The organism is Pseudoalteromonas sp. (assembly GCF_018402495.1).
In the GTDB taxonomy this organism is placed as follows: domain Bacteria; phylum Pseudomonadota; class Gammaproteobacteria; order Enterobacterales; family Alteromonadaceae; genus Pseudoalteromonas.
Window position 1 is genome coordinate 227,631 of the sequence record NZ_JAGYIU010000005.1, and the last position, 13,944, is coordinate 241,574.

Sequence of the window (13,944 nt, forward strand, 5' to 3'; positions counted from 1 at the left end):
TTAAAAAGTGATGAATAAGCTCAGCGCAAGAGCCACCCCAACCAATGGGATAACTACCGTCAATGCGGCTAATGGCCAATAAGCGCGTTGATGTGTTTCTTTACAAATGGCACGTATAGTTGTGACCACGTAGCCATTATGTGGCAGGCTATCTAATGCACCAGAACTAATAGCAACCACTCTGTGTAATTGCTCTGGATTAACCCCCATATCCAAATATCCTGGAGCCACAAGGGGCAGTGCAATCGCTTGCCCGCCAGATGCTGAACCCGTTAATCCGGCTATTACGCTCACTGCGACAGCAGCCCCCACCAACTCATTACCTGGCATATGAGTCATAGCATCAACAGCTGCAATAAACGCCGGTGATACTTTAGCCACTGCGCCAAACCCGACTACAGCAGCAGTGTTACCTATAGCAACTAAGGCGCCAGTGGTACCCATATTGATGGCATTTGCCATGTTATGAAAATACTTATAATTGATGACCACAATACTTAAAACACCACCAAGCAACGCCACAATTAGTGCGGTTTGCTGTAAAACATCATGCAACATAAATGATAAGATTAGCACCACCAGCAAAGGGATTACGCCGGTGATTGGATGCGGCCGCTTGCGCTCTAAAATAACCGGATCATCATCTCTAGCATCAAAACGTTCACCTTTGACAACCGCCTTTTTAATCATTTTATTCAGCCAAAAGTAGCCGACCGTCGCCATAAAAATGGCCACTACTAAGCTTACTTCCCATGCCGCATAGGGTGAGGTACCTAAATGCTTTACGGGTATCCAATTTTGAATTTCAGGCGAGCCCGCAGAGGTCATAGTAAACGTCACTGAGCCAAATGCTAATGTTGCGGGTATAAAGCGCCGCGGCAAATCGGCGTCTTTAAATAAACTGAGCGCCATCGGGTAAACCGAAAACGCCACAATGAATACGCTGACTCCGCCATAAGTCAGTACTGCACAAGCAATCACCACCGCCAGCACCGCATGCTTCATGCCTAGCTTGCCAACAATGTAACTGGCTACGCTGTCTGCTGCGCCAGTATCTTCCATAAATTTACCGAACAAAGAGCCCAGTAAAAACATAAAAAACCATGCGCTTAAGAATCCAGCAAAGCCATCCATGTACGCGTTAATAAAATTACTGTCGGCAGTCACCGGGAATATAGCCATCCCGCTTGTTAGTGCCACCAACAATGCACATATTGGCGCGGCAATAAATAAATTAACCCCGCGCAAAGTTAAAATTATTAGCAGTATTAAACCACCTAACAGCCCTATCATGCTCAGCATAGACATTCCTATAATTATTGTTATTACCCAGATGAGGTGACATCGCAGTAACTGTTGTTAGTTTTATCGCTCAACGCAAATAAAGACATAACACTAAGGTACTATACGTTATAAAACTTAAACAAACCCCATATAAATCAAGGCGTTAAATTCTTATAGCACTATGGTACTAATTCATTTTTTTAACACTATCTTCTACAGTGAATACAGGTGACATGAGCAAACAAATAATCAACTAATAACAACAGGAACACACCAATGATAAAGCTCAAACAAAATATCACACCCGTTACACTCGCTGTTTCACTCGCCTTATTAAGTGCAACAAGTGTGGCAGCTGAACAAACGCCTAAAGTAAAAAAAGCAGAGTTAGAGCGAATAGAAGTAACCGCTCGCAAAACCGTTGAAAACTTACAAGAAGTTCCGGTTGCGGTGACCTCAATTGGCGCACAGGAATTAGCAGAAAACGGCATCAGCGTGATGACCGAGGTACAGCAGTTTTCACCCAACACCACGCTACAATCAAGCCGAGGCACTAACTCAACCATCACTGCGTTTATTCGCGGTGTAGGTCAGCAAGACCCGCTCTGGGGTTATGAACCTGGCGTAGGTATTTACATTGATGATGTATATATCGCCCGCCCGCAAGGTGCCGTGCTCGACTTACTTGATGTGCAACAAATTGAAGTGTTACGTGGCCCACAAGGTACGCTATATGGCAAAAACACTATTGGTGGTGCAGTAAAGTATGTCACCAAAGAAATGAGCGGTGATGCAACGCTAAATATTCAAGGCACCGTAGGCAGCTACAGCCAAAAAGATTTAAAAGTCACTGGGCAGCTCCCGCTTATTGATGAAAAACTCTATGTTGGTTTTGGTTTTGCCACATTGAACCGTGATGGCTACGGTGAGTTTTTAACGTCAGCCCTTGATAATCAAGACCGCGAAAACTATAACAAAGATGTTACCGCAGCACGGGTTACGTTAGAGTACACCCCTACCGATGACTTATTCTTTCGTTTCACATGGGATAAAACCGATGATGACTCTAACGCGAAAGGCGGGTATCGCTTACTTCCAAGCTTATTAACGAATGCGCCTGTACCCGATAGCGTGTATGACTCTTATACTAGTTTACCTACATGGAACAAAGTAGAGCTTGAAGGTATGAGCTTAACTGCTCGCTGGGATATGAGTGAAAATACGAGTATTAAATACGTTGCAGCAACAAGAGAAAGCTATTCGCCAACTAACATCGACTTTGATAATACCTCTTTACCAATTTTTGATGTTCCAGCCATTTATGACGATGAACAAACTACCCATGAGATTCAGCTAAATCACAGTGGCGATAACTATAAAATGGTCTCAGGGCTTTATTACTATGATGGTGAATCTTGTGGTCAGTTTGAAGCTGTACTAGGCGTGCTTGGTCAAAGTTTAGGTGCTCTTGGGCTTACGCGTGAAGTAAGCGGTTGTAGCAATTCCACCAGTAGAGCGGCATACATACAAGGAAGCTACGACTTTGATGAAAAATGGTCAATGACACTTGGCGCGCGCTATACCAAAGATAGCAAAGAAGCGATTGTAAATAATGGTCTTATTTTTGACATTGTTTACCCTGAATCAGGTTGGATCCCAGGCTATGTTCGCCCAGAAGGACAACTAGTGCCTACGGTACTAGATGACAGCGAAGATTGGTCACGCTTTACGCCTCGTGCGGGTGTTGAATATCAATATAATAACGACATCATGTTTTTTGCTAGTTACTCGCAAGGGTTTAAGTCAGGTACATTTAATCCGCGCGCAACCACAGCAGAACCTGCAGCAAGGCCAGAAGTTGTTGATTCAATAGAACTAGGCATGAAAAGCGAATGGAATGATAATTTACGCGCAAACTTAACCGTATTCACACTTGATCATAAAGACCGTCAGTACATATCGGTATTACCCGGTGACAGCGCCGCCGATTTAAACCAGCGCTTAGGTAATATTGGCGAATCTAAATCTGATGGCATTGAACTAGAACTCAGTTATGTTGCAAGCGATGCGTTAACTTTTGATGCGTCAATAGGTTATATCGATAGTAGTTTTGAAAATGTGATTGATACCAACCCTGATACCGGTGAAACATTTGATAAGTCAGACCGTTTTAGCGTCTCGAATACTCCTGATCTGACCTTTAATTTAAGTGCAACGTACCGTTTATACACAGATATGGGCGACTTTGTTATGAATGGTAATTACTATCACCGTGGTGATTACGCACTGTTCGAAGAAGATAGCCTCTTAACACAAGACGCCTACGGATTATTAAACGTTGGCGTTACTTGGTATAGCGTAGATGGCCATTGGACTGCGGGTATTTATGGTAAAAACTTAACCGATGAAGAATATATGATTGGAGGTTACCAGTTTGTAGCACCCGACCCGTCAGATCCAACCGACACCAGTAAATACACGCCAGGCTTAGGTGGCGACAATACCCTGATCGGCTATTACGGTGATCCTCGCACGGTATCACTTGCTGTGGGCTATCGTTTTTAAAATTGGTATTGCTAAGGTTTGTCTGTTTATCCCCACAGACAAACCTTGTTTCACTTATCAAAATCACTTATAACTAAACACATGGAGAATATTTGGAATGTCTTTTGCTGTGAATACCATAATTGCTGACGACCACCCGTTGTTTAGAAGTGCATTACGCCAAGCCGCAGCAACCTCAGTGCCTGAAGAGCACATAAAAGAAACCAGTGATATTGATGGACTGTTTGCACTACTCAAAGCACACCCTGAAATAGAACTTATTTTTTTAGACTTAACTATTCCTGGTGCGAATGGCCTACAAGCACTCTCGCAATTACGTAATCATTATCCTGATATTTTAGTGATCATGGTTTCAGCTAACGAAACAGCAACCATAATAAAACAAGCTATGAGCTTAGGCGCCGCAGGCTATATTCCAAAATCATCATCTTTGGATGTCATAAGCAAAGCCATTAGCCATGTGCTCAACGGCGATACCTGGTTACCACCAGACATTGACTTAACCGATGTGGTTGTTAATGACGAACAGAGCAATTTTGCCCGCAACCTAGAAAAACTCACTCCACAGCAATACCGTGTACTCGCGATGATAGCCGACGGGCTTTTGAACAAACAAATTGCCTTTGAAATGTCGATTCAAGAAACCACCATAAAACAACATGTATCGGCCATTTTGCGAAAGCTTAATGTGTATAACCGTACCCAAGCAGGCATTTTGTTTAATCAGCTATCTCAAATAGGTAAAACCGAAGCTAGCTAATATGGTGTACACACTCTAAGTTAGTCGTTTTATCATCCTTTTTAATGCCGGTGCTTTAAGTGGTTTATACAATAAAGGATAACCGGCATCGAGAACGCGCTCGCGTATTTGCTCATCATGGTTTGCAGTATTAACAATGGCGGGCAACGTCATTAATCCTGCTTGTTCAATCACCTCAAGCCCCGTTACACCATCATCCAATTGATAATCAACAATAAGTAGCTGCGGTAGTGTATTTACTGCTTTGAGTTGCTCAAGTTCAATTAAGTTGGTGGCGGTGGCAATTTCACATCCCCAGTTTTCAAGCAATTGTTTCAGTGCTTCAAGTACATTACGATCGTTATCGACCAACCAAATACATAAACGTCCCAATTCAGTTTCTGGATTGGCAGGTACATGCGCCGTGGTTTGTGCTTTTAAACTAGGTTTGCATGGCATGGTTAAAGTAAATTGAGTGCCTTTATTAAGCTGAGAGCCCATTACCAAAGGAATATTTAATAAATCACAAATACGTTTGGTGATAGAAAGCCCCAATCCCAACCCCTCGGCGTTAGGTTTATCACCCAACTGCTTAAATTCTTGATAAATACTCTGCTGATCACTGGTGGCAATACCTATCCCTGTATCTTCAATCACAAACGATACATGGTGTTCATCAAGTAAGACTTTTAAGCGTACTTCACCGTGCTCTGTGTAGCGTATGGCATTACTAAGTAAGTTTCGTAGTACACGCTTAAGTAATGCTTTGTCGGTATAAATTCGCGCATCGCACGACTCCAATATAAAACCGAGGCCTTTTTCTTGGGCTAGTGCTAAATAATCATTACGCAGTGGCTCTATTAAACTACTCACATTAAATTCCGTTAACTGCACTTTAAACGAACCTGAATCGAGTTTAGTTAACTCTAAAATACTCGAAAGTAGCTCTTCTGCACTTGCTAAGGAGTTTTTAATATTCATAGCTAGATCTTTAAGCTCAGTATCTTGGGCTTTTTCGTTCATTAACGAACAAAATAAACTTGCGGCATTAAATGGCTGCAATAAATCGTGACTCGCCGCTGCAAAAAAACGTGTTTTACTTACTGTTGCCTGCTCTGCTACTTGCTTAGCTTTGGAAAGCGCTTGGTTAGCCTGTGTTAATGCCGCAGTGCGAGTAGCCACCTTCTCTTCAAGGCTTACATTTGCTTGTGTTAGCGCTTTTTGTTGTTTTACAAATTCACTTATGTCGGTGTAGGTCGTTACAAACCCACCGCCAGGTAAAGGGTTACCTTGCATTTCAAATACTCGGCCATCACTATGTGCACGTTGATATTTATACGCGCTGCCTTGTTTTAAGTAGGCTAAACGCTTATCGACTTCTGTATTAATATCCTCACCACGAAACAAGCCTCGCTCAGCATTAAAGCGAATAATATCAGCCACCGGTCGGCCAATATATAAAGCGCTACCAGGATAGTTAAACATATGTTTATAGCCTTGATTCCATGCCACCAAACGCAACTCACTATCTACTACGCTAATACCTTGTTGAATGTTTTCAATGGTAGATTGCAGTAAATCGCGATTAAATTTGAGTACTTGGCTGGCCTCATCAACAAACTCAGCAACTTGCTCTAAAGGCTGACGTTGCTCGTTTTTAGCTACATCCAAAATTAGCCGTGCTGATGCGCCACCTATAACCGCTGACATCTCTCGTTCTACAAGCAACTCAAGCTCAGCATTGGCGATACGCTTCCATTGACTTTTATCATGCGGAAAATAATGCTGCACTAAAGAGTGGCTCGCTTCTTTTTCAGCAAAACGCTGCAATAACGCGCCTAAATCTTCAAAGTTTAATGGCTGTAATGCAGTGTTTAGGCGGGAGTCATTTAACTGTGAGATAAACTTATTACTTTGCAACCGCTCAGCAAGCGTTGCTCGGCTAAAAAACGGTACTAGCAAATACACCAATGTATTAGCGCCTAATGACAATAATAGTGATTGGCTAATACTTTCTAAATTCAATGAAAATAAATTAGTGGGTGCCAACCAAGCTACTTGCCATGGCCCTTCTATTAACCAACTACTTTGACTCCCAAAACCACTGGCTAAATTAGGTAGCAGTAAAGTATAACCCCAAATTACAAAGCCACTTAAAATACCGAGCTGTGCACCACGACACGATGCGTGGCGCCACCATAAACCAATAATCATCGCAGGAGCAAATTGCGCAACTAAGGTAAACGACATAAGCCCTACGGTTGCAAGTGTGGTGGTTTCTGCAAGCACTCTATGAGTGAAATAGCTGAGTAATAAAATAAGTACAATTACAATTTTACGCGCATGCAATAAGTTGTTTTTATCCAAGCCTCGACTGCTTGACGTTAACTGAGAACGTCGCAAAATAAACTGATTAATAAAGTCGTTTGTTATCATTACCGACAACACTATTGCCGACACAATCACCATACTGGTCGCCGCTGAAAAGCCACCTAAAAAGGCAAGTAAAGTAACCACGCCATTATCTGCAGCCATTGGCAGCGCTAATACGAAGGTATCTTGACCAACGCTACTATCACTAAAATAAACAAGTCCAGCGTAAGCTATAGGTAAAATAAATAAGTTGATCAGTAATAAATACAACGGAAACAACCAGCGAGCGGTTGCCAGTTCATTATTATTATTGTTTTCAATAAAACTCATATGAAATTGGCGAGGTAAGCACAATGTAGCGAGTATTCCCAACAAGGTATGTGCAACATAGACATAAACGGGGCTTTGAGTCGCGGCAACTTGTGTTGGTATGTTTAGCGCTTGCGCCTGTTCATACAAAGCAATAGGGCTATCAAATATAGAAAAACACACATACAAGCCCACCGCAATAAAGGCAAGTAATTTAACAATTGATTCAAAGGCAATACTGGCAATTAACCCGGGGTTATGTTCACTGGGCTTGAGCCTGCGAGCGCCAAATAAAATAGCAAATAAAGCCAGTAATAACGTAATATAAAACGTACTATCTGCCCATACTTGGTTACTTTGTGTCGGAGCTCGGTCGGTGAGTAAATTAATACTTTGTGCGGTCGCACTAAGTTGTAAAGAAATATACGGTACAATTGCTATCACTGAAATAAGTGAGATAAGCCCTGATAAACTCGACGACTGCCCATAACGAGTGGCAATAAAGTCAGCCATAGAAGTAAGCTTTTGCTGTCGACAAATATGCGCAATACGACAATACAGCTGCCAGCCAAAAATAAATAATATAATAGTGCCCGCATAGGTAGGTGCCAACCACCAGCCATTACTAGCCGCTTGTGCCGTGGTGCCGTAAAAAGCCCATGAGGTACAATAAACACCCAATGACAGCCCATAGGTTAAACCTTTGAAAGGAAGCACCTTACGTCTATCCGCCCAGCCCGCAACTGCAAATAATATCCCTAGATACACCACAGCAATAAGGCTAATAAACCAAATTGAAAACATATTTTTGTTCTTGTTATTATTTTTATAATACTTAACTTAGCATAAGGGGATGTGTAGCAAAAAGCAGCCCTTACTTTAGTGCTATAAATGAACAAAAAGTTAAAATAAGAATTATTTGCATTTAGGTATTGACAGTTACTTAAATCTAATTGATAATCACTATCAACAAGACGAGACATACTTCTTGTGACGGAAAAGTTCATTTGTTTCTCGACCCTGAAACAACGTGTAGCGCACGTTAACTGCTATGGAAACCTGTTATAAACCACAACGCCCCTTGCTGTTTATGACACGTTTCCGCCCTACTCATTTACTTGCTACATTGCTCATATCGGTGACGGTAGATATGAAACTAAAAAAGCCCTTACGGGCTTTTTTTATGTCTGTAATTTAATGCGTAAGGCTTTAACCTACGCTTTAAAAATTAACGGCGGTTTTTTCGTGCTCGCGCACGGCGTTGTTTTTTCTCTTCTTCTTTGGCTTGCTTTTTAGCCTCTGCTGCCGCGCGAAGTTCAGCCACCATTATTTCTTCCTCTTCACGCATGGCAGGTGTTTCCATGGTGATGCGACCAATAATGCCATCACGTAATTCATTAATTAGAATTTCAGACATTTTATACGTATCAATTTGGTTGCCACCGCGAATGCAGCCACGCTTTTTACCCGCCATTTCAACAAACTCCCAATCGCTTTCTGGCAGCTCTTCTAATTTATAGCGCGCTTTTAATAACTCGGGGTAGGCATGCAATAAATATTCGGCGGTGTAACTAGCGACTTCTTCATATTCAAGTGCGGTATCACGTATCGCACCTGTAGCACCTAAACGGTAGCCTGAGTTTTCATTTTCAACTTTTGGCCACAACATTCCAGGCGTATCGTAAAGCATAATGCCATCATCAAGTTTAATACGCTGTTGCGCCTTAGTAACTGCAGGCTCATTCCCTGTTTTAGCCACTATACGCCCAGCAAGCACATTAATGAGCGTCGATTTACCTACGTTAGGAATACCCATGATCATGGCTTTAATTTGCTTATCGGCACCTACTTTATGCGGCACTAACTTTTTACACAGTTCATTAATTCGATGCACTTCTGCGGCTTTATCGTTACCAAATGCAATGGCTTTTACGCCATTTTCTTGCTCAAAATAGTCTTTCCACGTTTGCGTCATTTTAGGATCAGCTAAATCGGCTTTATTGAGAATTTTGATGACCGGCTTACCTTCACGTAAGGTAGCCACCATCGGGTTTTCGCTACTATAAGGAATGCGCGCATCTAGCACTTCAATGATCACATCCATTTGTGGCATTATTTCTTTAATTTCATTTCGGGCTTTATTCATGTGCCCAGGGAACCACTGGATAGCCATTTTTAACTCCTAACATATAATTTGTAGCTATTTTAACTGGCAATTCATTTAATTGCGCTATACTGGCGCAAATTTTTTCAGATTAGACACTATGGCTCTCAAATCTACCATCATGAAGGCGCAGTTATCGCTTAGCGATATGGACCGTCACGTATACCAAGATTTTAATTTAACCTTGGCACAACACCCATCAGAGACTGAGCAACGCTTGATGATCCGCTTACTAGCGTTTGCACTTAATAGCTGTGATGGATTAGAGTTTACTAAAGGTTTGTGTGCTGATGATGAGCCGGAGCTTTGGCATATTAATTACAGTGAAGAAATAGAGCTGTGGATTGAGCTGGGGTTACCAGATGAAAAGCGCCTTAAAAAAGCCTGTAATAAAGCTAAAAAAGTAATTTTATATACCTATGGCGAGAATAACCAAGCTATTTGGTGGCAAAAGCATCAGCCTAAATTATACGAGTTTAAAAACTTAAGTATTTTTAGCCTTAATTATGCGGCCACTCAGCTATTAGCTGCGTTGGTTGATCGTAATATTAAATTGGCTATTACCATTCAAGATGGTGAAGTGTGGGTTAATACCGACACCACTAACATTGAGATAAAACCTCAGCAATTAATGTAATTTAGATTCAGAATAGTAAGTAGGCGCGTATGAAAGTTAAACACGTTATTGTTTTGCATGGTTTGTATATGTCTGGCTTGGTGATGCGCCCGCTGTGTTCGCGTTTGGAAGAGTCGGGCGTTAAGGTTTTAAACCTAACCTACAATACGCGCGACCCTAATCGAGATGCTATTTTTTCGCAAATAGATGAATTTATTGGCAACGAGCCTTCTGCTTTAGTGTGTCACTCTATGGGGGGCTTAGTTGCTCGCGCCTATTTAGAGGCAAACTCAGCGCCAAGTCATCATGTTGAAAAGGTAATCACCTTAGGAACGCCACATACTGGCAGCCATATTGCTGAAAAAATGCAGCAAAAAGGGTTCGAGCTATTATTAAAAAATAGCGTTGAGTTTTTACTCTCTAAGAATGGTGATTGGCCTTTTAAAGCCAAGCTATATAGCATTGCGGGCGATCTACCGATTGGCTTAATGCCACTCATTGTAAAAGGCAGCCGCTCTGATGGCACTGTGTTATTAGATGAGACTAAGCTCAGAGGTATGGCTGAACACAAGGTGTTTCATTTAAGCCATACCAGTATGATTTACTCACGCCAGGTCGTTAACTATATTCTTGAACGCTTGAATGAGGATGTTTAGTCTTCTGCCGCGGCAGCCAATTTATAGCTAACTACAAATATAATACCGAGCACTAGGGGCATAGGCGCTGCAATATAGCCAAAAGTATCAAAGTTAGCGAAACTTGCGCCTGCCAAGTGTGCAACTAATCCAACGACAAACGCGACCAATGCAATACCAATACTAATTAGCTCTGCTTTATTTTGTTTGTTTGTTTTTGCATCCATTGTATTTCTCCTAATAATGAGACTACCTTAAGTCTTAATAAAAATTTAGCTACTTTATTAAGCGGGCCTAGGTAGATTATGCACTCACTACGAGTCTATTTTTTGACCTATATCAATAAATAAAACGGCGGCAGCCTTGAGGTTAATAAAACTTGTTTTAGATCATATTTTGCACTCACAAAATAAATAATTTCACTGCTCAAGGTAGTATTTTTATAAACACAACCCATATCTATTGAACAGCGTTAACTAACTTATTTAAAAAGTCGCAGCTACGGTGATAGCTTTTAGCTATGACACCAATATGTATAAACGATTTTATTAATACACCATCTTAGGTAATACTGATTGTATTGAACAAGGTGTAAACAAATTCATAAAACGGTTATTTAAGGAGCAATATATGTCGCAAGTAAATGCAATTGGTTTAAACAGTACAAAAAGTGAAGATATTATTAAGTCACTAAATACATTATTAAGCAGCTATCAAATTCAATACATGAATGCGCGCGGTTTTCACTGGAATATTAAAGGCCGAAACTTTTTTGAATTACATTTAAAGTTTGAAGAAATCTATAACTTACTACTATTAAAAGTAGATGAAATTGCAGAGCGTATCTTAACGCTTGATGGAGCACCACTGCATGCGTTTTCAGATTACTTAGAAGTAAGTGAAATTAAAGAAGCAAAAGGGATCAGCGATGGCGTAACCGCAGTAGAGAACTTACTTGCTGGATACAGCAGCTTAATTAAAATGCAGCGCGATATTCTTGCACAAGCCGCTGAAGCTGATGATGAAGGTACCGCGTCATTAATGAGTGACTACATTAAAGAGCAAGAAAAACTAGTGTGGATGTTAAAAGCCTACCTAGATTAAGTTATTTTAAAAAATAGAAAGCCTCAGTTATTACTGAGGCTTTTTTGTAACAATCATTTACGGGCTATGACAAAGCGATAAAAAAGGCTATTTCTAGCGCTTTTTCCTCTAAGCTCTTAAAGCGACCCGATGCCCCACCATGTCCTGCATCCATGTCGGTTTTAAACACTAAAATATTATCATCGGTTTTATATTCACGCATTTTAGCCACCCATTTCATTGGTTCCCAATACTGTACTTGTGAGTCGTGCAAACCGGTTGTCACCAGTATATTGGGGTAGTGTTGCGCACTAATATTGTCGTACGGTGAATACGCTTCAATAATGTCGTAAAAATGGGGGTCATTTGGGTTACCCCATTCATCATACTCATTGGTTGTAAGCGGAATGCTTTCATCTAACATTGTGGTGAGTACATCTAAAAATGGCACATGGCAGCCCACTCCACAGTAAAGCTCAGGCGCTTGATTTACCACAGCTCCCATTAATAACCCCCCAGCACTGCCACCAGAGGCAAACACTTTACTTTTGTTACCGTATCCTTGTTCGGTAAGTGCTTTGGTAACATCTATAAAGTCATTAAAGCTATTTTGTTTATGCTGTTTTTTACCATGTTCGTACCATGAACGCCCTAGCATTTCGCTGCCGCGCACATGTGCAATCGCATAAACAAAACCACGGTCAAGTAAACTCAGTGATGTGCTCGAAAAGCTCGGATCTATGGTGATCCCATATGCGCCATAGCCATATTGAAACAACGGATTTGAGCCATCTTTTTTAAAGCTATCTTTACGATATACCAACGACACGGGTACTTTCACCCCATCTCGAGCACTTATCATAAGTCGCTCTGACTGGTAGTCTTCTGCGTTAAAATCACCGAGTACTTTTTGTTGTTTAAGTAAGGTTTTTTTACCTGTACTCAAATCAACATTATAGAGCGAGCCTGGTGTTGTTAAGCTTGAATAGTAAATGCGTGCATGGGTTACACTTGGCTCTGGGTTCATCGCAATAGCGGCGTAGTAACAAGGATCATCAAACTCAAGGTTCATTCGCTCGCCGTTTTTGTTAACCACAATAAAGCGTGCTTGGCCTTGTTCGCGCTCGCTAAGCACTATAAAGTCGTTAAATAGTTCAACGCCTTCTAATAATACAGTTTCACGGTGAGGGGTATGTGTTTGCCACTGGTTTTTATCAGCAATGGTGTCGCTTGTTGCGGTCATTAATCTAAAGTTTTTGGCCTGCCAGTTAGTCACTATATAAAAAGTATCACCAAGCTTATCGATATCAAATTCATGCCCCTGTTCACGGGGTATCAACGCAGTAAACTCACCTTGGGGTTGATTGGCATCGAGTACCCACATGTCGTTAGTTTCTGTGCTTGCTAAATCGATAATAATTAAGCTTTCATCACGACTTTTACCTAAGCCCATAAAAAAGCTGCTGTCTTGCTCTTCGTATACTAGTACATCTTGGTGTTGTTCAGTGCCAAGCTGGTGTCTAAAAACTTGATAACCCAATAAGGTTGTTAAATCCTTTTTGACATAAAATACGGTTTTATTGTCGTTTGCCCAAACAACTTGCCCTTCGGTATTTTCAAGTACATCGCCAAGCATTTCATTATTGCTTAAATCTTTAAAGCGAACGGTGTAAATACGTCTGCCGTCGGTATCTTCAGAGTAAGCCATTAATTGCTCGTTTGGGCTCAGTGCCACTTCACCTAACTCATAAAATTCATAGTCATTAGCAAGCTCATTAACATCAAGTAGTAGCTCTTTATCAGCCATTGCCATACTGCGACTGCGATAATGACGCGCATATTCATCATCTCCGCGAACCTCTGAGTGATACCAATACTGGCCGTCTTTTACCGGTACGGTATTATCATCTTTTACAATGCGACCTTTAAGCTCCTCAAATAATGTATTTTGTAGAGGCTTAATGGCGGCTAATTGTGCATCACAATAGGCGTTTTCTTGCGCTAAATGTGCGAGTATGTCAGCATTTTTTCGCTCATCATCGCGCATCCAATAGTAGTCATCCACGCGTGTTTTTGCGTGAGTCGTCAGCGCATGAGCTTGCTTTTTAGCAATAGGGAAATTAGGTAATAAGCTTAAAGAATAATCAGATGAAGACACAAAAAAAACCGCTTAAAA

The 13,944-nt window shown here is 41.2% G+C and carries 10 protein-coding genes; 5 read left to right on the top strand and 5 right to left on the bottom strand.

Features of this window, described 5'->3' with window-relative positions; translation table 11 throughout:
- A complete protein-coding gene (locus KG708_RS16160; protein ID WP_213611482.1) occupies positions 1–1,302 on the bottom strand; it encodes an SLC13 family permease in 1,302 nt (433 codons plus the stop codon).
- A gap of 258 nt (positions 1,303–1,560) precedes the next feature.
- On the opposite strand from KG708_RS16160, the gene KG708_RS16165 reads away from it, so the two are divergent.
- Together KG708_RS16165 and KG708_RS16170 are read left to right on the top strand one after the other, a co-directional pair.
- Complete coding sequence (locus tag KG708_RS16165) at positions 1,561–3,849, top strand: TonB-dependent receptor (RefSeq protein WP_213611484.1); 2,289 nt, start codon at positions 1,561–1,563, stop codon at positions 3,847–3,849.
- A gap of 97 nt (positions 3,850–3,946) precedes the next feature.
- Positions 3,947–4,609 (top strand): response regulator transcription factor, encoded by a 663-nt coding sequence (locus KG708_RS16170; RefSeq protein WP_213611486.1) that lies wholly within the window; start codon positions 3,947–3,949, stop codon positions 4,607–4,609.
- 15 nt (positions 4,610–4,624) lie between these two features.
- Here the strand turns inward: KG708_RS16170 and KG708_RS16175 are convergent, their stop codons facing one another.
- Positions 4,625–8,074 carry a PAS domain-containing hybrid sensor histidine kinase/response regulator gene (locus KG708_RS16175; RefSeq protein ID WP_213611488.1) on the bottom strand — a complete coding sequence of 1,150 codons (3,450 nt, stop codon included), beginning with the start codon at positions 8,072–8,074 and terminating at the stop codon, positions 4,625–4,627.
- A 424-nt stretch (positions 8,075–8,498) separates the two neighbouring features.
- Positions 8,499–9,443: a ribosome biogenesis GTPase YlqF gene (ylqF, locus tag KG708_RS16180; RefSeq protein WP_213611492.1), complete on the bottom strand. Its 945-nt coding sequence runs from the start codon at positions 9,441–9,443 to the stop codon at positions 8,499–8,501.
- Between the two features lie 91 nt (positions 9,444–9,534).
- Between ylqF and KG708_RS16185 the strand changes: the two genes are divergently transcribed.
- Together KG708_RS16185 and KG708_RS16190 are read left to right on the top strand one after the other, a co-directional pair.
- Positions 9,535–10,071, top strand: coding sequence for a YaeQ family protein (locus tag KG708_RS16185; protein ID WP_213611493.1), 537 nt, complete (start codon positions 9,535–9,537; stop codon positions 10,069–10,071).
- Between the two features lie 29 nt (positions 10,072–10,100).
- The gene (locus KG708_RS16190; RefSeq protein ID WP_213611494.1) at positions 10,101–10,706 is read left to right on the top strand and encodes an alpha/beta hydrolase; all 606 of its coding nucleotides are present in this window, start codon (positions 10,101–10,103) and stop codon (positions 10,704–10,706) included.
- Here the strand turns inward: KG708_RS16190 and KG708_RS16195 are convergent.
- Positions 10,703–10,912: a hypothetical protein gene (locus KG708_RS16195; RefSeq protein WP_213611496.1), complete on the bottom strand. Its 210-nt coding sequence runs from the start codon at positions 10,910–10,912 to the stop codon at positions 10,703–10,705. The genes KG708_RS16190 and KG708_RS16195 overlap by 4 nt on opposite strands.
- A gap of 403 nt (positions 10,913–11,315) precedes the next feature.
- Here KG708_RS16195 and KG708_RS16200 point away from each other — a divergent pair, with 403 nt between their 5' ends.
- Positions 11,316–11,789, top strand: a complete 474-nt coding sequence (locus tag KG708_RS16200; protein WP_008112861.1) for a Dps family protein — start codon at positions 11,316–11,318, stop codon at positions 11,787–11,789.
- Positions 11,790–11,853: 64 nt separating this feature from the next.
- On the opposite strand, the gene KG708_RS16205 is transcribed toward KG708_RS16200, so the two are convergent.
- A complete protein-coding gene (locus tag KG708_RS16205; protein WP_213611497.1) occupies positions 11,854–13,926 on the bottom strand; it encodes a prolyl oligopeptidase family serine peptidase in 2,073 nt (690 codons plus the stop codon).
- Positions 13,927–13,944 lie beyond the last annotated feature (18 nt).

Excerpts from the sequence above, each read along its gene's own strand:
- KG708_RS16160 (WP_213611482.1), bottom strand. The coding sequence starts at position 1,302 with ATGCTGAGCATGATAGGGCTGTTAGGTGGTTTAATACTGCTAATAATT.
- KG708_RS16165 (WP_213611484.1), top strand. The coding sequence starts at position 1,561 with ATGATAAAGCTCAAACAAAATATCACACCCGTTACACTCGCTGTTTCA.
- KG708_RS16170 (WP_213611486.1), top strand. The coding sequence starts at position 3,947 with ATGTCTTTTGCTGTGAATACCATAATTGCTGACGACCACCCGTTGTTT.
- KG708_RS16175 (WP_213611488.1), bottom strand. The coding sequence starts at position 8,074 with ATGTTTTCAATTTGGTTTATTAGCCTTATTGCTGTGGTGTATCTAGGG.
- ylqF (WP_213611492.1), bottom strand. The coding sequence starts at position 9,443 with ATGGCTATCCAGTGGTTCCCTGGGCACATGAATAAAGCCCGAAATGAA.
- KG708_RS16185 (WP_213611493.1), top strand. The coding sequence starts at position 9,535 with ATGGCTCTCAAATCTACCATCATGAAGGCGCAGTTATCGCTTAGCGAT.
- KG708_RS16190 (WP_213611494.1), top strand. The coding sequence starts at position 10,101 with ATGAAAGTTAAACACGTTATTGTTTTGCATGGTTTGTATATGTCTGGC.
- KG708_RS16195 (WP_213611496.1), bottom strand. The coding sequence starts at position 10,912 with ATGGATGCAAAAACAAACAAACAAAATAAAGCAGAGCTAATTAGTATT.
- KG708_RS16200 (WP_008112861.1), top strand. The coding sequence starts at position 11,316 with ATGTCGCAAGTAAATGCAATTGGTTTAAACAGTACAAAAAGTGAAGAT.